The organism is Rathayibacter sp. AY1A3 (assembly GCF_002930975.1).
Lineage (GTDB): Bacteria > Actinomycetota > Actinomycetes > Actinomycetales > Microbacteriaceae > Rathayibacter.
The window spans coordinates 17970-41178 of the sequence record NZ_PSTO01000005.1 but is presented as its reverse complement, the minus strand read 5'-3'; the positions used below and the strand labels follow the sequence as shown (position 1 = coordinate 41178).

Genomic DNA, 23209 nt, shown 5'->3' with positions numbered 1-23209 from the left:
AGGGCCTCGCGCGGTCCGATCAGGCCGGGGTCACCCTCAGCCAGACGAACTGCAGCGGAGCGAGACGGAAGCCCTCGCGCAGGTCGACCGCGATCTCGGTGACCAGGTCGACCGCCTCCGCGGCGAACCCGCCGAACCGCTCGGCCGCGACCTCCTGGACCTCGTCCGACACGTTCGCGAGCACGAGCACCGACTCCCCGTCGCCGGGGCGCTGGTAGCCGAGCACGTGGTCGTTGACCGGGTCGAAGACGCTCAGCTCGGTGCCCGCGAACATCGGCACGGCCTTGCGCACGGCGATGAGGTGCAGCAGCCCGCCGAAGACCTCGCTCGCGGCCGTCCCCGGGACCTCGCGCTCGTCGTAGCGCTCCGCGGGGCGGCGGGGACGGTTCACCCAGCGCGAGTCCCCGGCCGTCGTCGGGTCGTCGAGGTAGCCGTGGTCGTTGAGCTGGCCGACCTCGTCGCCGAGGTAGAGCAGCGGCAGCCCGCCGGTGCTCAGGGCGATCGAGTGCGCGAGCAGCACGCGGTCGATCCCGTAGGCGTCGCCCGCCTCCACTCCGGCGAGGGACGCGGTGGTGCCCGAGACGCGGCGGTCGCCGGTGCGCGGATTCTCCTGGAACGGCACTCCGCGGGCGAACGTGCCGTCGAACCGGTCCGTGTAGAAGTCGTTGAGGAACCGGCGGTGGCCGGCCGCGTCGATCCCGAGCTCGGCGGCGTCCTCGTCGGCGAAGGTCCAGCCGATGTCGTCGTGCCCGCGCACGTAGTTGACCCAGGCCGTGCCCTCGGGGAGGGCGTGCCGGCGCTCGAGGGCCTGCGAGAGGAGACGGACGTCGCGGGTGGCGAGCGCCTCCCAGGTGAGCGCCATCTGCAGCGGGTTGTACGAGAGCTGGCACTCCTCGACGTCGATGTACTCGATCACCTCGTCGGGGTGCACGATCGCCTCGGACTTGAACAGCAGCGCCGGAGCGGCCAGGCGGCAGACCTCGTTGAACGCGCGCAGCAGCAGGTGCGCCTGCGGCTGCGACTCGCAGGTGGTGCCGAGCTCCTTCCAGATGAACGCGACCGCGTCCATCCTCAGGGCGTCGACGCCCTGATTGGCGAGGAAGAGCATCTCTCCCGCCATCGCCCGGAACACCTCGGGGTTGGAGTAGTTGAGGTCCCACTGGTAGCGGTGGAACGTGGCCCAGACCCAGCGCCCGTCCTCCAGCTGAACGAAGGAGCCGGGATGGTCGTCCGGGAAGATCTCGCGCGTCGTGCGCTCGAAGGCGTCGGGCTGCTCCCGGTCCGGGTAGATCCAGTAGTAGTCCTCGAAGCGCTGCTCGCCGGCGAGCGCGCGCTGCGCCCACTCGTGCTCGTTCGAGGTGTGGTTGAAGACGAAGTCGACCACGAGTGCGATGCCCTGCTCACGCAGCTCGGAGGCCAGCCCGCGGAGCTGCTCCATGTCGCCGAGGTCCGGCCGCACGCGCCGGTAGCTCGAGACCGCGTAGCCCCCGTCCGACTCGCCCTCGGGCGCATCGAAGAGCGGCATCAGGTGCAGGTAGTTCAGGCCGATCTCGCGGAGGTACGGGATCTCGGCGCGCAGCCCCTCGAGGTCGCCCGCGTAGCGGTCGACGTAGCAGACCCCGCCCAGAGCCTTGTTCGAGAGGAACCAGGTCGGGTGCTGCTCGCGGGCGCGGTCGAGCGCGCGGAGCTCCTCGGGCCGCTCCTCCCAGGAGGCGGCGGCGAGCTCGACGATCGCGACCAGCTGGTCCTCGAGGTCGTCGCGGCCGGCGTACACCGTGGCGAGCAGATCGACCAGGCGCGGGAGGTGCTCGTCGAGGCGGCCGGAGAACTCGTCGTCGACGGCGCCGAGGCGCTCACGGACCGCCGTCAGGAGGTCCGGTCCGGCAGGGGTCGCCTCCGCCTCGGCGCGCTCGGGCGGGGAGAGCTGGGTCGAATCGAACACCGTCGTCCTTTCGGGGGCCCCGGCGGGGGCGGATTCCCCGATGCTAGACGATCGGCGGACGCCCGGCGAACGCCATCCGGAGCACCGTGCGGGCCGAGAGGACGCGCCGGCCGCCCGGACCCGAGCGCCATCCCTCCCGCCAGCCGGCGAACCAGGCGCGCAGGGCGGCCGGGTCGCGCCGCCAGCGGAGGCACTGGATCGCGGTCCAGGACCCCACGTAGACGAGCGCCAGAGGTGCGGCGAGATTGCGGCGGGCGAGCCAGACGCGGTTGCGCGCGTTCAGCCGGTAGTAGTCGGCGTGACGGGTCGGCTGGATGACCGGGTGCTGGGCGACGAGCTCTCCCGCGTACCAGGCGGTGCGACCCGTGTCCCAGACCCGCCAGGCCAGCTCGATGCCCTCGTGGGCGTAGAAGAACGGAGCCGCCCAGCCGCCCGTCCGGGCGAACACGTCGCGCCGCAGCACGACCGCTCCCTCCCAGACCGAGAAGACGGGGCCGGAGCGGCGGGGGTCGCCCTTGAGGATCCGCGGGATCCAGCGCCTTGGGCTCGGCGTGCCGTCCGTGCTGTCGACGCGGGGCTGCACCAGGCCGATGCGGCGGTTCGAGGCGAGCAGCGCGATCGCGTCGACGAGGAAGTGGGGAGACGGGATCCGGGCGTCGTCGTCGAGGAAGAAGAGGTACTCCCCCGCGACGGCGTCGACTCCGGCGTTCCGGCCCGCGGGGATGCCGAGGTTCTCGGGCAGCGCCAGGGCGCGCACTCCCTCGGGCAGGCCGTCGGGCTCCCAGCCGTTGCCGACGCAGACGACGTCCAGCTCGACGCCCTCCTGCGCGAGGACGCCGGCCAGCCCCGCGGCGAGGTCGTCGGGCCGGGTCCCCTGCGTCAGGACGACGACGCCGACCCGCGGCTCAGGAGCGGACACGCTTGGACGCCATGATCGCGACGAAGTGGCCGACCAGGGCGAGGAGGGCGAGCGGCAGCAGCGCCCCGACGAGGACCCGGTCGGCCGTGCCCGCTCCGACGACGAGGCCCACGAGGGCGGTCGCGAAGGCCAGCATCGTCAGCTCGACGGAGTGGTAGAGGCGGTGGAAGGGCAGGAAGCGGGCCGCGCGGCGAAGCCCCGCCAGTCCGGACGAGGACGGCACCGCCTCGCCCTTCGTGTCCGCCAGCTTCGTGAGACCGGCGTTCGCGCGCGCCACGTGCACCATGTCGTTGAGCGCCTTGTTGAGGACGATCACCAGGGCCAGGGCGAAGCCGATCGTCGTCCAGAGGAAGTCCGCCGGCGCCTCGAACGGGACGCCCGCCGCCCGCAGTCCGAGCGCGATCGGGATCAGCGCCTCGGTCGTGTAGTGCCCGACCTTGTCGAGGAACACGCCCGCCGGCGAGGACATGCGGCGCCAGCGCGCGACCTCGCCATCGCAGCAGTCCACCAGCATCTGCAGCTGGCCGAGGAGCAGCGCCAGCGCCGCTCCGGCGATGCCCGGGATCAGGAGGGCTGCCGCCGCGCTCCAGCCGACCAGGATCATCAGCCCGGTGACGCCGTTCGCCGAGATCGAGGTCTTCAGCAGCAGCCAGGTCAGGTAGGGCGAGAAGCGGCGCAGGTAGAGCGACGCCGTCCAGTGCTCGGCGTTGCGGCGCCCGCGCACCTCCGGGGGCTGCGCGACGGCGCGCAGTTCGGCGATGGAGCGGGGTCTCGTCGTCGTGGTCATGCGCCCCTCGGCGAGTCGGACCGCGGCTGGTGGCGGTGGGCGGAGATGTTGCTGGTCAGCCCGGCGAAGCCGAGCACGAAGCCGGTCCCCCAGGCCACGTGGACCGCCGGGATGACCACGGCGAACCACAGCATCGCACGCGCGCCGTCCGGCCGCGCGACCACGAGAGTGGCCGCCGCCACCAGGAGGAGGTAGGCGGCGGGCACCGCGAACCCGAGCAGGAGCCAGGGCGCGGCTCCGGCGAGCGCCTGGACGACTCCCGCCAGCCCGACGAGCAGCCCGATCGCGAGCATCGCGACGAGCACGGGCGGAGCGAAGTAGCGCAGCGACCGCGAGGCCGGGAACATCCGGGTGAGCTCGCCGCGCCACATCCCGGTCGAGAGGAACTGCCGGAGCAGCGCGCGCATCGAGGGCCGCGGCCGGTAGGTGACGGTGAGGCGCGGAGTGAACCAGACGACCTCGCCGCGCTCGCGCAGCCGCCGGTTCAGCTCCCAGTCCTGCCCGCGCTTGAAGCGCTCGTCGAACAGGCCGGCGCGCTCGAGGGCGGAGCGGCGGAAGACGCCGAGGTACACCGTGTCGGCCGGGCCCTCCTCGCCTCCCACGTGGTGGGGCGTGCCGCCCAGCCCGATGCGGGAGCCGTAGGCCCGGGCGACCGCGCGCTGGAACGGGGTGAGGCCCTCCGCCGCCATCACTCCGCCGACGTTCGCCGCTCCGGAGCGCTGCAGCGCCTCGACCGCCGTGCGCGCGTACTCGGGCGGCAGGACGGAGTGCGCGTCGACCCGGACGACGACCGGGTGGCGCGAGGCGCGGATCGCGGCGTTGAGGCCCGCAGGAGTGGAGCCGACCTCGTTCGGCACGACGCGGATCCGCGGGTCGGCCGCGCTCAGCTCGGCGACGAGCTGCTCCGTGCCGTCGATGCTCGGGGCGACGGCGAGGACGACGTCGAAGGGGCCGGTGTAGTCCTGATGCAGCAGCGAGTCGACCGCGGCGCGCACGTGGGCGACCTCGTTGAGGACGGGCATGACGTAGGAGACGCCGGGCAGGTCGGAGAGGTCGTCTTCCGGGATCTCGTGCTGCATGGGTCCAGTTCGTGCGGGAGGAGCGCGGGCGCAGGGATCCACCACCCTACCAGCGGGGAGCGCCGCGCCCCGGGCCGGGCCCGGACGCGGAACAGCCCCCCGGGAACGGATCCTCGAGGGGCTGTGCGCGGTGGCGGAGCACAGCCCCCCGGGGACGGATCCTCGAGGGGCTGTGCGCGGCGGCGGAGGGTCAGCCGGCGGCCATCTGGCCGAGCGTCGCCTTCGCCTGGTAGCTCTGGCCGTTGCGGACGTAGGTCAGCTCGACCGCGGCGTTCGCGGCCTGCGCGCGGACCTGCGCGGTGAGGTCGGACGCGCTCGTGATCGGAGTGCTGTCGATCGCGGTGATGATGTCGCCCTTGGCGAGACCGGCCGCCTGCGCGGCACCGCCTCCGGAGACCTCCTCGATGCGGGCGCCGAGGACGTCCGCGGTCGAGTCGGAGACGCTCGCGCCGAGCAGGCCGTGCGAGGCGGAGCCGTTCGCGATGATCTCCTTCGCGATGCGCTCGGCGATCGCGCTGGGGATCGCGAATCCGACTCCGATGTTGCCGGACTGGCCGCTCGAGGAGGACTGGCCGGCGCTCGCGATCGCGACGTTCACGCCGATCAGCTCGCCGTCGCTGTCGAGCAGCGCGCCGCCGGAGTTGCCCGGGTTGATCGCCGCGTCGGTCTGGATGACGGGCAGCGAGATGGTGCTCTTCGCCTGGGTCGGCGCCTGCTGGCCCGGGATGTCGAAGTTGAACGGGCTCTCGGTGCCGCCGCTCAAGCTGTCGCCCGAGTCGTCCGGAGCCGCCGAGGAGGCGACCTGGATGCTGCGGTTGAGCGCGCTGACGATGCCGTCGGTCACGGTGCCGGAGAGGCCGAGCGGGGCGCCGATGGCGACCGCCGTGTCGCCGACGTTGATCTTGGTGGAGTCCGCGAACGTCATCGGGCTGAGGTCGGTCGCGCCGGTCAGCTTGATGACGGCGAGGTCGAGGGTCGGGTCGGTGCCGACGACGGTCGCGTCGAAGATCCGGCCGTCGCTGGTCGTGACCGAGACAGTGCCGTTCGCGATCTCGCCGTCGAGGGTGACCACGTGGGTGTTGGTCAGGACGTAGCCGTCCTTCGAGAGCACGATGCCGGAGCCGGTGCCGGCGGACGAGCTGCCGCTCACCGCGATGGTGACGACGCTCGGAGTGGCCTTGGCGGCGACCGCGGTGGCGGTCGTCGCGTCCTCGGCGTTGTTGACCGTGATCGTCTGCGAGCCGCCGGCGGAGACCACGCGGGTCCCGCCGCCGTTGGAGGCGGACCAGAGGCCGAACACGCCCGCTCCCGCGACTCCGCCCACGACCGCGCCGATGGCGAGCGCCGCGACGACGCCCACTCCGGCTCGGCGCTTCGTGGCGGTGGGGGCGGGGGTGTACTCGGCGCCCGGGCCGAAGGGGCTCGAGGAGGGCGGCTCCTCGGAGCCGTGCAGGGTGTTCGCCGCGGGCGGCGCGTACTGCCCGTAGCGGGCCGGCTGGGAGACGGGCTGCGCCTCGTTGCCGGCCGTCGCGTTCGGCGTGTACGGCGGCTGGGTGGCCGAGGAGGAGGGGTAGGGGACGGTCGGGTTCTCGCTCTCGCGGTGCGCTCCGCCCCGGTGGATCGGCTCGGTGGGCCCGGTGGTCGAGGACGACGCTCCGGAGCTCTCGCCGGGGGTGCGCTCGGTCGCCTCTCGGGCGCCGGACTCCGTCGGCGTGGTGGGTTCCTCCGGCTGACGAGGACCCTCGTGACTCTCGGTCATGGGTGCTGCTCCTTCCAAGCGGGGATAGCTTGGCGATCGTACCTGGGGGTTTCTTATGACGGGCCTGCGAGCGGGAAATGAAACCGGCCGGACTGCTCGAGCGGGCACACTGGGCACGTGAGCATTCCCGGATCCTGGTCCCGCGCCGCGGCGGGCGCCGGCCTCCTCGGCCCCGGTGGCGAGGTCGCCGCCACCGTCTTCAGCGAGATGAGCGCGCTCGCCCTGCGCACCGGAGCGGTGAACCTCGGCCAGGGCTTCCCGGACGAGGACGGCCCGCGCGAGATCCTCGACGCCGCGCGCGACGCCATCGCGTCCGGGCTCAACCAGTACCCGCCGGGTCCCGGCTTCCCCGTCCTGCGCGAGGCGATCGCCGCGCACCGGCTGCGCTTCTCCGGGATCTCCCTCGACCCCGACGGCGAGGTCCTCGTCACCACGGGCGCCACCGAGGCCCTGGCCGCGGCTCTGCTGGCCCTGCTCGAGCCGGGCGACGAGGTCGTCACCTTCACTCCCCACTACGACGCCTACGGAGCCCTGATCGCCCTCGCCGGAGGGGTGCATCGCACCGTGCTCCTGCGCGGCCCCTCCTTCGCGGTCGACCACGACGAGCTGACCGCCGCAGTGAGCGACCGCACGCGCGTCATCCTGGTGAACGACCCGCACAACCCGACCGGTGCCGTCCTCCCGGCCGAGACCCGCGAGCTGATCGTGCGGCTCGCCGAGCGGCACGACGCCGTGATCCTGACGGACGAGGTCTACGAGCACCTGCGCTTCGACACCCCGCACGTCCCGCTGGCCTCCCTTCCCGGAGCCTTCGAGCGGACGCTGTCCGTCTCCTCGGCGGGCAAGACCTTCAGCACCACGGGCTGGAAGATCGGCTGGGTGACGGGCCCGCGCGAGCTGATCACGGCCGTCCTCGCCGTGAAGCAGTTCCTCACCTACGTCAGCGGCTCGCCGTTCCAGGGGGCCGTCGCCCTCGGGCTCGGGCTCCCGGACGCCTTCTTCACCGGCGCGGCGCAGACTCTTGCGGCCAAGAAGGACCTGCTGTCGGCGGGCCTGGCTGCTGCGGGCTTCGGCGTCGCGCCCTCCTCGGGCGGCTACTTCGTCGTCGCGGACGCGGCACCGCTCGGCTACGACGACGGGGTCGCGCTCTGCCGGGCGCTCCCGGATCTCGCGGGAGTGGTGGCGGTGCCCGTGTCGGCGTTCTGCCGCCCCGAGGACGCCGCTCCCTACCGCTCGCTCGTCCGCTTCGCCTTCTGCAAGCGGTTCGAGGTGCTGGAGACCGCGGTCGCGGGCCTCGCCCGCATGGCGCGCTGAGGAGCCGGCCTCAGCGGATTCGGTCGGACGCCCGGCGCCGTCGGGCCGGGGGCGGCGGTCAGAGCGGCAGCACCCGGAAGCGCCGCAGCGCCAGAGCGGGGTTCTTCGCGCGCGCCGCGTCGATCCGCTCGCGCGAGACCCAGGCGACGGCGACATCCTCGACCTCGCCGAGGGTGACGGTCTCGACGCCCATCGGATCGACGATCATGCTCGTGCCGACCCCGATCGGCGGGGTCTGGTCGGCTGCGACGAGGTACACCGTGTTCTCGAGCGCGCGGGCGGTGACCAGCGTCCGCCAGTGCGCCTCCTTGAGCGGGCCGCGCACCCACTCGGCCGGTGCCGCGATGACGTCGACCCCGGCGTCGACCAGCCAGCGGCTGACCTCCGGGAAGCGCAGGTCGTAGCAGGTCTGCAGCCCGACGACGAGGCCGCCGACCTCGAACGTCTCGGGTGCGGCGATCTCCCCCGCGGCGACCCACTCCGACTCGGTCTGGCCGAAGGCGTCGTACAGGTGCAGCTTGCGGTAGCGGGCCACGAGCGCGCCCTCGGGGTCGAGCGCGACGAGCGTGTTCGCGATGCGGCGCCCGTCCACCGCCTCGACCATGCCCGCCACGAGGTGGATCCGGAGCTCGCGCGCGAGGGCCGCGAGAGCCGTGACGAACGGGCCGTCGAGCGCCTCGCCCGCCGCGACCAGCTCGGGCCCGAGCGGATCGGTGAAGGCGGAGCTGTACTCCGGCAGCACCACCATGCTCGCGCCGCGCTCGGCGGCGATCCGGGCCAGGCGCTCGATCGTCGCGATGTTCGCCTCCCGGTCCGTCGAGGGGGCGAACTGCGCCACGGCCATGCCGACGGCGCCGGTCATCAGCTCGGCGGGTAGAGGAAGAGGGCGACCTGGGAGGCCGGGATGGTGCGCTTGTGGTACGCGTGGTCGTTGCCCCAGTTGTACTCCTCGAGCGAGACCGTGCCGTCGGAGTTGACGGCCTGCACGTAGGCGACGTGGTTGCCGGTGAACCAGGCGACCGCGCCGGGGACGGGCGTGCTGCTGGTCACCCAGCCGTGTGAGGCCCACTGGCCGGCCCACGCGTAGGCGCTGCCTCCGCCCGGGGTCATGTTGCCCCAGGTCCACTTGAAGGGTGCGCTCGTCGAGCCCTGGTCGCGATTGATCCGCCAGGCGACGAAGTCGACGCACTCGCGGTAGTAGTACCGCAGCGGCGAGAGGCCGCCGCCCTGGTCGTCGGTGAGCTGGTCGCGCCAGGGGTAGTCGTCGCCCTCCTCGCGGGGCGTGACCGAGGTGCTGGTGCCGCCGCTGCCTGCGGCGGCGCCGTCCGCGCCGGTCGTGCCTGCCGCGGCCTGCGCCTCCTGGGCGAGGCGGGCGGTCTCGGCGTCGCGGGCGGCCTGCTCGGCGGCGGCGAGGGCGCGCGCCTGGGCGGCCGCCTCGTCGAGCTGGGCCTGGGTCGGTGCGGTGAAGGAGTCGCGGATGACCTGCTCCTGGACCGCGGTCGGCGCGACGGTGAGCTTCTGGTTGCCGAGCGCCTGCACGCGGGCGGCGGCCTCGACGGCGGCCTGCGAATCGGGTGCCGGGTCGAAGGAGTAGGCGGGGAGCGCGGAGACCGCCACGAGGCCCGCGATGGCGGCGAGGGCGACCGTGCTGACGGTCGCACGGAAGACACGGCCCCGGCGGCGCCGCACGGGGCGGACGGGCGTGAGGACCGGAGTGGCGACGCGTGCCGCGGGCAGCGCGTGCGGCGCCTGCCGCGGGCTCCGCCGGGTCGGGCGGTCGCCGAGCCCCTCGTTCGAGCCGTCGTCCCCGCGTTCGTACCTCACAGCAGCACCCCTCGCATCGGGGTCGAGCCTAACGTGCGGGCCGGTCCGGCACACGCGTCGGCGCGGAGCGTCGGGAGGCCGATCCGCGGATGCGGGTCGCGCGAGACCGGCTCGCGGTCGGCGGCGCCGCGGGCGGATCCGACGGTGACGCGGACGGGCGACCGGAGTAGCGTCCGGAGCGGAGCGGGCGCGACGGTGCGGCCGCGGGACGGAGGACGGCGATGATCCGGAGCGAGAGGGCCTTCAGCGGCTTCAGCGTGGACGACGTGGAAGCGGCGCGGGCCTTCTACGGCGGAGTGCTCGGGCTCGAGGTCGAGCTGAACGCGATGGGGATCCTCGACATCCGGCTGCCGGGCGGAGGCCGCGCGATCGCGTACCCGAAGCCGGACCACGAGACGGCGTCGTTCACGATCCTGAACTTCTCGGTGGAGGACGTCGACGCGGCGGTCGCCGAGCTGCACGCGGCAGGCGTCACCACGGCGATCTACGACGACCCGTCGCTGCCGACCGATGCGGACGGAGTGATGCGCGGCCACGGGCCGACGATCTGCTGGTTCCGCGATCCGGCGGGCAACGTGCTGAGCGTGATCGAGGGCGACTGAGGTCTCCGCCCGCGCACTGTCAGCCGCGGGCAGCACGTCCGCGACCTGTGTTAACGACGAAAGCCGGCCCTTCTCAGGACCGGCTTTCGCTTTCTTGTTGTCCTCGCGCGTGCGAAAACCAACACCCTAAGCTATGACCCGCTCGAATCAAGACCCGCAACTACCAGAGAGTACAAGCGACAGCGGATCACCGATCGACGTTCCGACCGCATCATTCGGCTGTATGCCCAGGGCATGAGTACGCGTGAAGTCGCAGCCCAGGCTGCCGTAGTGAAGTCGACGGTGCTACGAGTACTAAGAGATGCTGGCATCGAAATGAGACCGCGAGGGGGTCGTCACTATTAAATGCCTTGCATGACCTCGTATTTGAAAACGATGTGGGCGGCAACAAACGGGTCGCCGTTTACCTCCTCCTGGATCTCCTCGATCGTGACTACGCACAAGTTGCCAACTTTGTTCATCAGAACTACCGACTGTCCGATTACCGGACGAGCAACACGGCCAGGCCTTATGAACGAACCAATCGTTGCAGGCGTCCAAGATGGCGCCGTGATGAGCCCTACTGCTTCGATCGGGTCCTTCATGACGTACACAAGGTCCGGACCACCCGAGCTGACGTACAACTCAAACCTGTACTCGCCAGCGCCAATGGTAAACGTGCCGCTAGGGCTGTCACCATAGATAAACTTCTCGCGTCCACTCAAAGCGGGATTCGCCCATGATCCAGGATCACGTAGCCGAGCGATGCGCTCAAGACGGACACTCCGGTCCTTCAACACGGCTAGAGGGATGCTTACCGACCGGTCTGCGGGTAAGCCTTCTATCCACCGCCACAACTCGTCGATTTGTGCAACGCCGGGAAAGTTGCCATCCACGACATCAGCATTAAAGTTGAAACCCTTTGGCTGCTCACGCTGCAACCAGTTGGGCAGCTTGAAAGCGGGATTGTGTACGAAGATCGTCGAAAGCCAACCGGAGTCTCTGTCATCACGCGCCTCTTGAATCCACTTGTTCTCGATTCCTACACCGGAGTCGGGCAAGTTGTCCGCCCGTTCCACGTAGTTCTCGTCCACAATCATCAGTACATGAGCGGCGTGTACGGCTTCTCTCATGAACCCGCTCAGACTGTCTCCATACTCGAGCCGGTCGTCGATGAGCACCGAATATCCAAGTAGCCGAAGCGCGCTGGCCAGGAGACGTACCCATTCCCGGTGACCGTCCGACGTCCATGCATAAGAGATAAAAAGGTCCGAAGATGCCGGCGGAGTTATGTGTTCATCGGTCATCTTGTGTCCTCCGCACTCAGCACGGCTCGCACCAGGAGAAGCGAAATAACCTCATTGACTAGCTTGCCTAATTTGCGGACATTGCCAACTCCGGTTGCCCGAGCGTTCATCAGCTCCTTGATCTCTGTAGCGTCCAGCAAGCTAGCCTCGTCATTCGTGAGCGACTCGAAGCGGCTATCCACGAGACGACCCACCACCACTTTGATTTCGTCTGCTGAGAGCGGTGCGAATTGAATCAGTGCGTCGAAGCGAGAGTACAGCGCATCGCCCAACGAGCTACGAATTTCCTCTTCTGAACCATAGTTCGATGTGCAAATGATGAGGGCTGGACCAAGACGCGCACGATAGTTCTTATCTTCGAAAACGCCCTCGTCAAAAAACTCGTAGAAAGCGCTGTGGAATACTGACGCAGCCTTGTCGAACTCATCAATCAAGATCACACCAGACCTGCGCTCGAGCAAGTCTCGCGCAAAGGAGGCCTCTGAATGCGCGCCACCAAAAATGTATGATGCAAACTTGTCGCTGTGGTACATGGAGAATTGTTTGCGGAACAATTGCCCGCCACTAAAGCCGTTAACGAATTGAGCTGTTTCGGTTTTACCCACCCCTGAAGGTCCGAAGAACATCAAAACGACTGGTGTTGTGCGCCGTGAGGTGCTCAATGGATAGAGCGCAGCGAGCATTCGATCTCGCACCGCCTCCTGTCCGACTATGTGATCCGCAAATCCGTCTCTAAATTGGATAAGCGCTTCGTGCGTTAGCAGTGGGTATTCATATGTCCTTACCTTTGTGTCGAGCGCACGCTCAAGCTGAGCTTCAATCAGTGCAGGCGGGTTGTGCAGAAATAGACGCTCAGGGTTGATCTCCCTCACAAGACCGATGAAGTTTGTCAGAGCATGCTCGTTTAAACTGGCGTAGTCACTCGACATTGCTACGAGCCGTTTGATATGTGGAGCTGGTAGCTCCTCAGCTTGGCTATCGTGTCCGTCGACCACATGCCGAATACGCCGTCTTCGCTCGTCGAGTTGGCTGACCGCATCGGGCAAGTAAACCTGAGCGCTCGATCCGAGTTTTTCCTCGAACCAGGACAGCGGACCGTAAAAGATAGAAACTTTTGTGTCAGCCCGCATATTCAACGCCAGCTAAAATCACATCGTAGACGTCAAGGAGATCACTAGCCGCTTCGCTTGAACCATCGACTATTGCCAAAGCATCGACCGGCGTCACGGACGAGTTAGGATTCATCTCAGCTGACATTGCTAGGCTTCTCTCCGACGCCTTACCTACACGAACTCCATCGAAGACGAGTTTCATGCGACCAAGATCCACGAGACCGTAGTTGTTTCGGAAAGCCTCAATATTGAATCGCAGTACAAGTTTACTACCATCGGGTGTTTGGCCGAGCAACTCGTAATATCCCTTGGCCGACAGCAAGGCTTTATCGAGTTCGGCTAGGTTTACAGGGAGCTCATCGATTTTCAGCATTGCCAGGTAGGGCGTAAACATCTTCATGTAAGCAGCCGAGTCGCTCGGCGCGGAGAGCGTGAAATTCTCGAGCCGCTCGACACCCTGGAACTCGTGCACCTTACCTAGATAGTCGGTCAAGATTGTGTTCGAGAGGGTTTTGTTGAGAATGCTACGTCCGAGGGCGGTTGCACTTGCCGCAGCACCCGCTTCGGCTGAACCACCGAAAAATGGTAGCCAATTGAACTTTGCGGCTGCTTTTGCACCTGCTTTAGCCTCGACTTCAGCCGTTCTTTCCCTAGCACTCTCCTTCGACGAGGTCTCTTTTCCACCAGCCGTAATGTCCAGTAAGTCCGAAGCTGACTCCTCATCGAAATAGACAACCTTGACTAGAGGAGCTGAAATTTTGCTTTTATCTATCATCTTCAAACCTCGAAATACTTATTTGCCTACCGAAAAGAGTTCCACGCCTTGCTCAAAGTCCTCTGCGTGCGTCGTCTTGCGCCTCGTAAGAGACAGTTTTCCTTTGGAATTTCTGTCCGTCCAATAGCTTCCGATGATTCGCTTGGCGGGGCTGCCGACGATAGCAAGCACTCCCGATCCATGATGAATGGGGCTTTTTTCTCTGAGACCCATTTGAGGCTCATTCGTATAAAGATAGTGAAGCAACCAGGATCCGTCCTCACGCACTACTCTTGCAATTGAGGACTTGGACTTCGATTCGTTCGAAATCAGAGCGACAGTTGCGCTTGTACTGGTTTGTCTGATTACAACGTAGACTGTCTTGGGGTCAGGTGACTCACCGGTTAGGGCGTCGATCCAAAGCGATTCGAGCGTAGCCTCCCAAGTACCATCGATGTTCCGAGTAACGCCAGGTATAGCTTGCGCCAATCTCAGCTTCCACGCCCATCGGTCCCACACGAACAATAAAACTGAGCAAGCGAGCACAGCAATAGAGAAGAACTGAAGGAAAGTAGGCTCGAATCGTCCCGTGGTAAACCAGACGGCAGCTACGAAGACGGCGGAGACTATGATAATGATGACACGGAGAAGAATCCCGTTCACCATCATTCGAACTCCATGTAATTCCATGCTGCATTGGCGAACTTGTGCACGCTTGCTCGGTCCCACTTCTGCGTGAAATGGAACAGGTACTTCACGCCGTTCCCTTCAAGCCATCGATCCGAATCCTCGGTCGGCTCGGGCCGCATCGTGTAGTTATAGATGTCAGCGAGGCATGCTTGCATGACAGCACGCCAGGTCGAACGAAGGAAATACTCGTCAGGGCAGTTATAAACGAGGCACTCAAGAAGATATGAAGCCTGCTCGTCGGCCAAGCCCTTATCAACTAGAATGCCCTCTAGTCGCTTCAAGATGCGAACCGTTTTCTTGTAGTAGCTGTTTGTGCGGGTATTCTTTGCTCGGCCATTATTGAGCTGCAACTTTGGGTAATTATCGATGGTTCCACCACCAACTTTAAAAAGCTTTGTTCCTTGCCGGTAGTACCCACTAGGGAAGTACTCTCGGAATGTAAAGCAAGGAACTACATCAGCGTCGACGCGTGACGTGTTCGATGTGATTTGAAACGCTGTAGTGCCAGATGTAACCGCTCCGGGAAACTTTGCGCTAAGTGCCGCGCTTATTTGTTCCCGCAAGTACTCGGGGGTCCAGACTCCCTCGTAAGCGTCGCTAGCAGGATGACCACCCTCGGATGGACTGACCTCCTCCCAGTAAACGACTTCCTCGCATTCAACTACAATATCGACATCGCTTTCTGTCTTGACGTTCGTATTGTTAGCGTATGAGCCTTTCGCGTAAATTGAGAAGCTGAAGCCCTTGAATGCCTCGTGAGCACTTATTGCCTCGCGAATCATCCGCTCAGTCAGTTCTTGCTTATCTTGCTCGGTTGCGCTCGACGGACCGGTCCATCCCGCAAGCTGCTCTTCTGTCACCATGCCATTTCTCCTTGCCACGTAGTATGAAGATCATTCATCGGCCCGTCAATGGTTGACGACCGACATTTGTGAAATTTATAAGCGCCAGACGAGCGGAGCGCCCGCTTCAGAACGTACAGAACTTAAGGGCTTTGGCTCCTCTGCGAAGTAACTTGATCGGTCCTGACCGCACCCGCAGGGGGCGGGGGGTTGGCTTTATAGGCCGCAAAGCGACGGGCCAGCCTGGCTGCGAACTCGGTGTACTCAGCCAGCGTGAGCGCCATAACCGCATTGAGGGCTGTATTGATGCGGTACTCGTCGTTAGTGGCGTCCGGCTGGTAGTCGATGCAGAAGCTTTCGATTACGTCTGCAAAGTAGGCGATGGCTTGACCCTCCGGCTTCTTGCGGAAAGTGTCGACCGACGCGTAGCCGAGTCGCGTCGCCGCCACCTCGCGCAGGACCGCTGGACGCGCTCCTCGTCGCCCCATCTCGAGTCCGAGGATGATGCCGACGGCGGTGGCCTGCGCTCCTTCAGCCCGCTTCGTCCATGCCTCGTGCAGCAGCTTCTCGATGCGGTCGGCCGTCCCGACTCCGTAGACGTCGAGCGCCAGGCGGCTGAGCGTCGGTAGCTCGTGAACGTGTTCCGCCAGGCGGTGCAGCCCGAACTTGCGGATGACCTTGAGCTCCCCCACGAGGGATGCGTGGAGCGACGCTTCCGACATGCCCAAATACTGCCCGAAAGTTGCCCCAGTTTGTCCCTGAACTCGTAGACGGTTCTTTGGTGCCCTTGAAAGACGGGGATGACGGTCATCCCCGTTCGAGCCAAAAGGGGTTCAAACATGAACGAACTGGAGCGCTGGGCTTCCCATTCCCAGAGCATCATCCCGACCCGCGAGGAGCGTACACACGCCTCCGCGGTGCGCAAGATCGTCCACGACGCGCGCGAGTCGAAGCTCAAGATCGACGCCGCCGCGGCGGTGACGGCCCACCTCATGGACCGGGCGGTCGACCTGGACAACCACCGCCGCAACCTGGCAGGCAACGACCCGACGCTCAACGCGGTGCTAACCCGTATTGAGTTGGGCTTCGTCGCCAAGGGTGAGCAGTACCAGCGCGACTTCGGATCGAGGTACTAGCCATGGTGAATCGGCTGAACGACGCGGAGCGCTCGCGGCTGTGCATCGAGTATGCCGCACACGCCAGGAAGATCTGGGCCTCGCTCGATCAGCTGGCGGACGACCTGGCGAAGGGTGACATGGACCTGCGGGCCGAGCTGCGGCTCATCGAGGAGTTCCTGCGATGACCAGCTTTTTGCTCATGCTGGCGCTGCTGGCGCTCGTGGCGGTCCTCATCTTCGGTCTGCTCCTCATCGCGGACGACTGCTCTCAGGAGCAGGTGCATCGCGCGCAGGTCCGGACCGAAGTCGACATCGACACCGACTACGAGGCGGCCCGTCGCGCCATGAACGATGCCGCCGGTCAGTCCTGGCGAAACCTCGCGGAATAGGTATGGACCACCGACCGCGCAGCATCGGCTCTGTCGTGACTGGTGCGCTGCTGATCGTCCTCGCGCTCTGGCTCATCGTCCGCATCCTCGAAGCGATCTGGCTGCCGTTGCTCGCGATCGGGCTCGTTGCTATCGGCCTCAGCCTGGCCGGCTGGATCATCTATCGCCGGACACGGCGCTGGTAATAGCCCGGAAATCCCTTTTCCAATCGGTGTTGTGGAATAGGCCAATTCCATTGACCGATGCACGGTCGCATCACATAGTAAGTGGCGGTTGATGCGACCGTGCATCACTCCCAAAATCATTCGCAACATAACTCTGAAAAGAGGTCTCCTCACTATGTCCAAAAACATTTCTAGAAAAGGGCGGGCTACCCGTCGCCGTTCGCTGCGTCACCTGTCGGTGCGCGGGGTGCTGCGCCGCGAGCCCAACCTGCAAAAGATCGCGGGCACCATGGCAGCGCTCGCGCTCGCCGACGCTGAGCGGGCCGCTCAAATCGAGGATCAGCAGAAGCGGGGCCAGTCATGAGTGCCCGCTTCGTTCAGTGGCGTTCCCTGGCGCTGCGGACTCCGCTCACTGAAGACCAGGTGACGGCTGCACTCACCGCGGTCGGCACGCTCAGCGGCAGCCCGTTCGTCACGCTCGAAGCCCGCGGCGCGAGCCATCAGCTCACCTGGCGGCTCGGCTGCGACCCGCACCACCTCAGCCGTGTACTCGATGCCATTGCTCCGCACCTTCCGGGCTTCCATGTCGGTGACCGTTTCGACCGGGACGAAGCGCCTGACGCCGCCGCGCGGCTGTCGCTTAGAGGCAGTCCGCACCGTCCGCTCGACTCGGGTGCAACGGTCACCACCACCCGCACCCTGCTGGCAGCACTGGCGCGTGCCGGGCGCCGCGGATCCCTGACGCTCCAACTCACGCTCGGCCCGCGGCAGCGGCCGGAGGCCGTTCCTGAGCCTAAAGGCAGGCAGGGGCGCGACGGGGCCAGTAAGTGGAGCGGCCTGCGCTTAGGGCACGCTGAACTGCGGCAACTGCGGGGAACTCCTGACCTTCGAGCAGTCGCGCAACCGCGTCGGCACGCTCTACGACTACTTCTACTGCCTGGGTCGTCAGCGCCTCAAGAACGGCTGCACGTTCAAGGCGACGCAAACCCACATGGTGGAAGACCTCGTCGAGCGGCACTGGTCGACGGTGACGTTGTCAGACACGCGGCTCGCCGAGGTCCGCCGCCTCGTGCTCGAGCGTATGGATACGTTGCTGCCGAACCAGGACCGCGCTGAGGCAAAGGCGAAACGTGACATCGCCGATCTGGCTGCACAAAGCGACCGCCTGATGCAGGCCTTCTACGCCGACGCCATCGCGCTTGATCAGCTCAAGCAGGAGCAGTCGAGGATCGGTGCGGCGCGAGCAGCCGCCGAGGCACTGATCGAACGAAACACCACGGACCGTGACACGGTGCTCGAACGGCTCGATTACCTCTGCAATCTGCTGGCCAGCCCAGCGCGCTACTACGAGAACGCACCGACCGCCACGCGCCGCGAACTGAATCAGGGCATCTTCGAGCGCATCTACGTCTTCGATGACGAGATCGTCGGCAGCAACCTGACCGAGCCGGTGCAGCGCCTGCTGAGTGAAGATCTCAAGCTGCACTTGGCGCGCGAACGGAAGAGGGTCCTTCGTTCGGACGTGAGAACAAACGACCTTGAAGACCCGTCAGGGGTCGCTCCGATCCTCGACAGAGGTCGCACCGAATCGGCGCCAGACATCGCTCAGGAACCGGCCAACGCCCGTTTGAGCACCTTTTTGGCGGTTGAGCGTCCCAAGGGTGATTTCCCTTGGGAACGAAAAAACCCCGGACCATTTAAGGTCCGGGGTTCTAACGATCATTTCTTTGTTGCGGGGGCAGGATTTGAACCTACGACCTCTGGGTTATGAGCCCAGCGAGCTACCGAACTGCTCCACCCCGCGGCACAAGAAGAGACATTACACGCGTTCCGGCGCCGATGCAAATCGACGCGGCGGTGGGAGCGGGCTCCGGTCTCAGGCGGGCTTGGCGGCGCGCAGCACGGCGCTCTCGTCCACGCTCAGCCCGATCGCCGTCAGGGCGGCTGCGAGCTCGGACGAGGTGCGCGACCAGGTGCGGACGTCGGCGCCGACGGGAGCGGACGACGACGGGGCGACGAGCACCGCTCCGCCGGGGGCGACGAACCACTCCACCAGCCGCGCCCACTCCTCCAGGTCGGGGAGCCACGAGACGACGCCGGCGCTGCAGAGCACGACGTCGAACGAGTCGGGCTCCGGCAGCATGTGCCGCAGCTCGTAGAGGTTCGCGCAGACGAAGCGGGCGGAGCCGGCGAGGTCCCTGTCCGCGGCGGCGGCGCGTGCTCGGCGCACCGCGGGCATCGAGAAGTCGACGCCCACCACGCGGGCGCCGCGCTCGGCGAGCTCGAGCGCGTCGAGCCCGTCGCCCGAGCCGAGCTGGAGGATCCTCGGCCCGGGGTCGAGGAGCGCCGCGGTGACGAGCTCCGGGTGGAGCGCACCCTCGCCGGTGCGCTCCTCCCAGTACGTGCGGTTCAGCTCGAGCCACTCCCCCGAGCGGAGGTGCTCGCCGCGGTCGACCTGCACCATGCGGGCTACTGGCCGCCCTCGGCCTGCAGCGCCCGCGAGAGCGCCTCGGTCAGCTGCTCGTCCGCCGCCGCGAAGGCGGTGAGGTCGCCCGCCTTGAGGGCGTTCTCGCGAGCCGTGAGTGCGTCCCGCGCGTCGTTCAGCGCCTGCTGCAGCGCCGTCTGGTCGCCCGTGGCCGGCGTGGAGCCGGTGCCGCCGGTCGTGCCGCCCGCGTCGCCGCCCGAGGTGCCGGTGCCGGCGTCCGGAGTCGTCGGCGTGCCGGTGTCGCCCGCGTCGGCTCCCGAGTCGCCGCCGAAGAGGCTGTCGAGGGCCGCGTCGAGGGTGTCCTCGAAGGCGATGTCGTCACCGAACGCGACCAGCACCTTCTGCAGGAGCGGGAAGCTCGTGTCTCCGTTGGAGCGCACGTAGATCGGCTGGACGTAGAGCAGGCCGCCGCCGACCGGCAGCGTGAGCAGGTTGCCCCTCGTGACGGTGGTGTCGCCGCGGGAGAGGATGTTCAGCTCGTTCGCGACCGTCGGGTCGGTGGTGAACGCGTTCTGCACCTGGCCGGGGCCGGGCACCGTGTCGTCCTTCGGCAGCTCGAGCAGGCGGAGCGTGCCGTAGCCGTCGGCCACGGAGCCCGCCGTCGAGCCGGCGTCGGAGTCGGCCACGAGGTAGCCGGTCAGCACGTTGCGGCTGGCCTGCGCGCCCTGGACGCTCGCCGGGATGTACGTCGAGTAGAGCGAGTACGACGGCACGTCCTGATCCGGCGTCTGCAGCGTCAGGTAGTACGGAGGCTGCAGGCTGGTGCCGGTCGCGGCGGCCGTGGTCGCGGCTCCGCTCGTCGGGTCGTTCGGCGTCGCCCAGGCGTCCTCGCGGGAGTAGAAGGAGCCCGCGTCGGTGACGTGGTAGGTGCCGAGGACCGCGCGCTGGACCTTGAAGAGGTCCTCCGGGTACCGGACGTGGCTGAGCAGCTCGCCCGACATGTCGCTCACGGGCTTCACCGTGGTCGGGAAGATCTTCTGCCAGGTCTGCAGGATCGGGTCCTCGGTGTCCCACGCGTAGAGCGTGACGCTGCCGTCGTACGCGTCGACGGTCGCCTTCACCGAGTTGCGGATGTAGTTGACGTCGTCGGTCGGGAACTGCTGCTGCGTGTTCGTGTCGGCGATCGCCTGCGAGAGGCTCTGCACCTCCGAGTACGGGTAGTCGGCCGAGGTGGTGTACCCGTCGACGACCCACTTCACGCGGCCGTCGACGACGGTCGGGTAGGCGTCGGAGTCGAGCTTGAGGTACGGCGCGACCTTCTGGACGCGCTGCACGGGATCGCGGTCGTAGAGGATCTGCGAGTCGTCGTTCACGCCGTCCGAGAGGAAGATCTGCTCGGACTGGAACTTGATCGCGTAGACGAGCTTCTTGAAGACGTTGTCGAGAGCGGGGCCGCCCTCGCCGTCGAAGGTCGTGTAGGTCTGCTGCGCGCCGTCGGTGCCCGAGGGGTAGTCGAGCTCGATGTCGCGCGAGTCGTTGCCGCCCACGATCGAGTACGGCGGGGAGTTCTCGCCGAAGTAGATCCGCGGCTCGTAGTCGCCGAGGTCGCCCGTGGTCGGGACGCCGGACTCGATGAACACCGGCTCGCCGTCCGCCGAGCGCTGGTTGCCGTACGCGGCGACCAGGCCGTAGCCGTGGGTGTAGACCAGCGTCTGGTTGTACCAGGTCTGGTTGGTGCCGAGGCCGTTGAGGTTCAGCTCGCGGACGCCGACCACGGCGTCCTGCGTCGATCCGTCGATGGAGTAGCGGTCGACGTCGAGCGCGTTCTGCGTGTCGCCGAACTTGTAGTACTGGCGGAACTGCTGCAGCTGCGAGAACGCGTCGGTGACGACGGCGGGGTCGAGGATGCGGATGTTCGCGGTGGTCTCGGCGTCCGAGCGCAGGGCACCCGGCTCCGCGTCGGTGGTCGCGTCGTAGGGGATGACGTCGACGTCGCTGACGCCGTAGGCCTGGCGCGTCATGTCGATGTTGTTCTGGATGAAGGGCTGTTCGAGCGTGCGCTCGTTGGGCTCGACCTGGAACTTCTGCACGATCCACGGGTAGAGGGAGCCGACGAGCAGGCTCGACACGATCAGCAGCGCGGTGCCGATGACCGGGAAGCGCCAGCGGCCGATGAAGGCGGTGACGACGAAGAGGATCGCGACCAGCGCCGCGATGCCGGCCAGGATCTGCAGGCCCGGGATCGTCGCGTTGACGGTGGAGTAGGTGGCGCCGGTGATGCGGGGCCCCTGCTGCGCGAGCGTCGCGTACTGGTCGAGCCAGAGGCTGACCGCCTGCACGGCGAGGTAGAGGGCGGCGATGACCGCCAGCTGGATGCGCGAGGCCTTCGAGATGCGGATCTCGCGGCCGTTCACCCGGATCGCTCCGTAGAGGTAGCCGGTGGCGAGGGTCGCGAACGCCGAGATCAGCAGGACCGCCGACGCGAAGCCGACGATGCTCTGGTAGAAGGGCAGCTCGAAGAGGTAGAACGACGTGTCGAGGCCGAACTGCGGATCCGTGGTGCCCGAGGGCGTGCGGTTCCAGAAGGTGAGGCTCGTCTGCCAGCGGGTGGCGGAGGAGACGCCGGCGAAGAGGCCGAGCACCGCGGGGATCCCGAAGGTGGCCAGGCGCCGCAGCGGCTCCACGACCTGCTGGTAGCGGTCGATCTGCGAGTTGAGCTTCGCGTAGACCGGCCGGAGGCGGTAAGCCAGCATCAGGCTGATGAACACCGGCACCGCCATGGCGACGAAGCCGATGACGAAGAGACCGCCCGCCGCCGCCCACTGCGTCGTGAGCACGGAGAGGAAGCCGAGCTGGTCGTACCAGAGGATGTCGGTGTACAGACCGGCGAAGACGAAGAACGCCACCACCAGGACGGCCACCACCACGACAGTGACGGCGAGGACGCTCCGTCTCTTCCGCGGCGGGGTTTCGGTTGCTGTGGAACTCACGTGAGGGCCTCTTGCTGTCGAGATGTGAGGGGAGGCCACCCATGCTATGCGACGGCTGTCCGGCTCACCTGGGCGTCGACCCGGGGTCGGCGGGCGGGATCAGTCGAGGGGAGCGGCGGTGCTGCAGTCCGGCAGCCCGGAGGTGTCGCCCGCGGCGACGCCCTTCAGTGCGGCGAGGGCGTCGTCGAGGGTCGAGACCGCGAGCACGTCGAGCCCGTCGGGGACGTGGCCGACGACCTCGTTGCAGTTGGTCGCGGGGGCGAGGAAGTACTCGGCTCCGGCGCCCTCCGCCCCGTAGAGCTTCTGGCGGATCCCGCCGATGGCGCCGACCTCGCCGGCCGCGTCGATCGTGCCGGTCCCGGCGACGCTCCGCCCGCCGTTGAGCTCGCCCTCCGTGAGCTTGTCGATGATCCCGAGGGCGAACATCATGCCCGCGCTCGGCCCGCCCACGTCGTCCAGCTGGATGTCGACCTCGAACGGGAAGTCGAAGGCCGCTCCGGGGAGGACGCCGATGACGGCGGCGCCGTTCGAGTCGCGCGGCGTGACCTCCACCTCCTGCCGGACGCCCTCGCGCTCGATGCTGACCTGCACCGGGGAGCCGGTGCCGAGGGTCTGCAGGGTCGCGCGCAGGGCGGTCGCGTCGGCGACGGGGGTGCCCGCGACCGCGAGGATCTCGTCCCCCGCCTCCAGGACGCCCTCGGCCGGGGAGCCCTCGGGCACCTGCACGACCGAGACGCGCTGCTCGACGGGGTAGCCGAGCTCGGTGAGCGCGGCGGCGATCGCCTCCTGCTGGGAGTCGGTCATCTCGGCCTGGTTGGCCTCGTCGCGCTCCTCGACCGTGGAGGAGGGAGGGAAGATCGCGTCGACCGGGACGACCGCCTTGGTCCTGTCGAACCAGGCGCTCGCGACCTCGACCCAGGTGGGCAGGCTCTGCGGGTTGCCGACGACCGACACGGTGAGCATGTCGAGCGTGCCGGCCGTGGGATAGGTGGTGCGGTCCGGGATCGAGATGAGGGGCACGTCCTTGCTGCTGCCCAGGGTGTCGAACACGGGGCCGGGCTGCTCGATCACGTAGGGGGCGGGCGCGACGCCCAGACCGACCACGACGGCGACACCCGAGAGGAGGACGACCGGTCCGACCCACGGGCGGCGCGGGGAGGAGGAGGGGCGCGGGTCGTCGGAGAACAGCGACACGGGGGCCTTTCTGGCAACGG

The 23209-nt window shown here is 67.2% G+C and carries 25 protein-coding genes and 1 tRNA gene; 8 read left to right on the top strand and 18 right to left on the bottom strand.

Annotated elements, in window-relative coordinates:
* Window positions 1–19 precede the first annotated feature (19 nt).
* The 5 genes from C5C10_RS03585 to C5C10_RS03565 form a co-directional block, all read right to left on the bottom strand.
* Window positions 20–1870 (bottom strand): amylosucrase, encoded by a 1851-nt coding sequence (locus C5C10_RS03585; protein ID WP_104328584.1) that lies wholly within the window; start codon window positions 1868–1870, stop codon window positions 20–22.
* Window positions 1871–1985: 115 nt separating this feature from the next.
* Complete coding sequence (locus C5C10_RS03580; protein ID WP_104328538.1) at window positions 1986–2861, bottom strand: glycosyltransferase family 2 protein; 876 nt, start codon at window positions 2859–2861, stop codon at window positions 1986–1988.
* On the bottom strand, window positions 2848–3648 hold the full coding sequence (locus tag C5C10_RS03575) for a CDP-alcohol phosphatidyltransferase family protein (protein WP_104328537.1): 801 nt from the start codon (window positions 3646–3648) through the stop codon (window positions 2848–2850). Before C5C10_RS03575 ends, C5C10_RS03580 begins: the two co-directional genes overlap by 14 nt.
* Window positions 3645–4727, bottom strand: coding sequence for a glycosyltransferase family 2 protein (locus C5C10_RS03570; protein WP_181027226.1), 1083 nt, complete (start codon window positions 4725–4727; stop codon window positions 3645–3647). Before C5C10_RS03570 ends, C5C10_RS03575 begins: the two co-directional genes overlap by 4 nt.
* 190 nt (window positions 4728–4917) lie before the next feature.
* A complete protein-coding gene (locus C5C10_RS03565) occupies window positions 4918–6486 on the bottom strand; it encodes a S1C family serine protease (protein ID WP_104328536.1) in 1569 nt (522 codons plus the stop codon).
* 117 nt (window positions 6487–6603) lie between these two features.
* On the opposite strand from C5C10_RS03565, the gene C5C10_RS03560 reads away from it, so the two are divergent.
* The gene (locus C5C10_RS03560) at window positions 6604–7800 is read left to right on the top strand and encodes an aminotransferase class I/II-fold pyridoxal phosphate-dependent enzyme (RefSeq protein ID WP_104308145.1); all 1197 of its coding nucleotides are present in this window, start codon (window positions 6604–6606) and stop codon (window positions 7798–7800) included.
* Window positions 7801–7858: 58 nt separating this feature from the next.
* On the opposite strand, the gene C5C10_RS03555 is transcribed toward C5C10_RS03560, so the two are convergent.
* Window positions 7859–8662: a carbon-nitrogen hydrolase family protein gene (locus tag C5C10_RS03555; RefSeq protein WP_104257272.1), complete on the bottom strand. Its 804-nt coding sequence runs from the start codon at window positions 8660–8662 to the stop codon at window positions 7859–7861.
* Window positions 8662–9624: a CHAP domain-containing protein gene (locus C5C10_RS03550; RefSeq protein ID WP_104328535.1), complete on the bottom strand. Its 963-nt coding sequence runs from the start codon at window positions 9622–9624 to the stop codon at window positions 8662–8664. The genes C5C10_RS03555 and C5C10_RS03550 overlap by 1 nt, the downstream gene beginning before the upstream one ends.
* Before the next feature lie 221 nt (window positions 9625–9845).
* Here C5C10_RS03550 and C5C10_RS03545 point away from each other — a divergent pair, with 221 nt between their 5' ends.
* Entirely contained in the window at window positions 9846–10226 is a 381-nt protein-coding gene (locus C5C10_RS03545) for a VOC family protein (RefSeq protein ID WP_104328534.1), read from the top strand.
* A 186-nt stretch (window positions 10227–10412) separates the two neighbouring features.
* Window positions 10413–10571 (top strand): helix-turn-helix domain-containing protein, encoded by a 159-nt coding sequence (locus C5C10_RS18415; RefSeq protein ID WP_146082100.1) that lies wholly within the window; start codon window positions 10413–10415, stop codon window positions 10569–10571.
* Here the strand turns inward: C5C10_RS18415 and C5C10_RS03540 are convergent.
* The 6 genes from C5C10_RS03540 to C5C10_RS03520 all read right to left on the bottom strand — a co-directional run bounded on the left by C5C10_RS03540 (window position 10568) and on the right by C5C10_RS03520 (window position 15632).
* Window positions 10568–11512, bottom strand: coding sequence for a TIR domain-containing protein (locus C5C10_RS03540; RefSeq protein ID WP_104328533.1), 945 nt, complete (start codon window positions 11510–11512; stop codon window positions 10568–10570). The two genes, C5C10_RS18415 and C5C10_RS03540, sit on opposite strands and share 4 nt — an antisense overlap.
* Window positions 11509–12642: an AAA family ATPase gene (locus C5C10_RS03535; protein ID WP_104328532.1), complete on the bottom strand. Its 1134-nt coding sequence runs from the start codon at window positions 12640–12642 to the stop codon at window positions 11509–11511. The genes C5C10_RS03540 and C5C10_RS03535 overlap by 4 nt, the downstream gene beginning before the upstream one ends.
* Complete coding sequence (locus C5C10_RS03530; RefSeq protein WP_104328531.1) at window positions 12632–13399, bottom strand: DUF6414 family protein; 768 nt, start codon at window positions 13397–13399, stop codon at window positions 12632–12634. The genes C5C10_RS03535 and C5C10_RS03530 overlap by 11 nt, the downstream gene beginning before the upstream one ends.
* Window positions 13400–13417: 18 nt before the next feature.
* Window positions 13418–14044 carry a hypothetical protein gene (locus tag C5C10_RS18410; protein WP_374953338.1) on the bottom strand — a complete coding sequence of 209 codons (627 nt, stop codon included), beginning with the start codon at window positions 14042–14044 and terminating at the stop codon, window positions 13418–13420.
* Complete coding sequence (locus tag C5C10_RS03525; protein WP_104328530.1) at window positions 14044–14931, bottom strand: nucleotidyltransferase; 888 nt, start codon at window positions 14929–14931, stop codon at window positions 14044–14046. The genes C5C10_RS18410 and C5C10_RS03525 overlap by 1 nt, the downstream gene beginning before the upstream one ends.
* Before the next feature lie 122 nt (window positions 14932–15053).
* On the bottom strand, window positions 15054–15632 hold the full coding sequence (locus C5C10_RS03520) for a hypothetical protein (protein WP_104328529.1): 579 nt from the start codon (window positions 15630–15632) through the stop codon (window positions 15054–15056).
* A gap of 117 nt (window positions 15633–15749) precedes the next feature.
* On the opposite strand from C5C10_RS03520, the gene C5C10_RS03515 reads away from it, so the two are divergent.
* The 5 genes from C5C10_RS03515 (at window position 15750) to C5C10_RS17515 (ending at window position 16944) form a co-directional block, all read left to right on the top strand.
* Window positions 15750–16046, top strand: coding sequence for a hypothetical protein (locus C5C10_RS03515; RefSeq protein WP_104328528.1), 297 nt, complete (start codon window positions 15750–15752; stop codon window positions 16044–16046).
* 2 nt (window positions 16047–16048) lie between these two features.
* Window positions 16049–16213, top strand: coding sequence for a hypothetical protein (locus C5C10_RS17735; protein ID WP_181073377.1), 165 nt, complete (start codon window positions 16049–16051; stop codon window positions 16211–16213).
* Window positions 16210–16416, top strand: coding sequence for a hypothetical protein (locus tag C5C10_RS03510; protein WP_104328527.1), 207 nt, complete (start codon window positions 16210–16212; stop codon window positions 16414–16416). The genes C5C10_RS17735 and C5C10_RS03510 overlap by 4 nt, the downstream gene beginning before the upstream one ends.
* A gap of 2 nt (window positions 16417–16418) precedes the next feature.
* Entirely contained in the window at window positions 16419–16601 is a 183-nt protein-coding gene (locus C5C10_RS17730) for a hypothetical protein (RefSeq protein ID WP_104328526.1), read from the top strand.
* Between the two features lie 154 nt (window positions 16602–16755).
* On the top strand, window positions 16756–16944 hold the full coding sequence (locus C5C10_RS17515; RefSeq protein WP_146082099.1) for a hypothetical protein: 189 nt from the start codon (window positions 16756–16758) through the stop codon (window positions 16942–16944).
* 672 nt (window positions 16945–17616) lie between these two features.
* On the opposite strand, the gene C5C10_RS03500 is transcribed toward C5C10_RS17515, so the two are convergent.
* From C5C10_RS03500 to C5C10_RS03480, 5 genes are all read right to left on the bottom strand, one after another.
* Window positions 17617–18066, bottom strand: coding sequence for a hypothetical protein (locus C5C10_RS03500; RefSeq protein WP_104328525.1), 450 nt, complete (start codon window positions 18064–18066; stop codon window positions 17617–17619).
* Between the two features lie 244 nt (window positions 18067–18310).
* Window positions 18311–18384: transfer RNA gene (locus C5C10_RS03495), tRNA-Met, on the bottom strand.
* 72 nt (window positions 18385–18456) lie between these two features.
* On the bottom strand, window positions 18457–19044 hold the full coding sequence (locus C5C10_RS03490; RefSeq protein WP_104328524.1) for a bifunctional 2-polyprenyl-6-hydroxyphenol methylase/3-demethylubiquinol 3-O-methyltransferase UbiG: 588 nt from the start codon (window positions 19042–19044) through the stop codon (window positions 18457–18459).
* Between the two features lie 5 nt (window positions 19045–19049).
* Window positions 19050–21995 carry a UPF0182 family protein gene (locus tag C5C10_RS03485; protein WP_181073376.1) on the bottom strand — a complete coding sequence of 982 codons (2946 nt, stop codon included), beginning with the start codon at window positions 21993–21995 and terminating at the stop codon, window positions 19050–19052.
* A 99-nt stretch (window positions 21996–22094) separates the two neighbouring features.
* On the bottom strand, window positions 22095–23189 hold the full coding sequence (locus tag C5C10_RS03480; protein ID WP_104328523.1) for a PDZ domain-containing protein: 1095 nt from the start codon (window positions 23187–23189) through the stop codon (window positions 22095–22097).
* Between the last annotated feature and the right edge of the window lie 20 nt (window positions 23190–23209).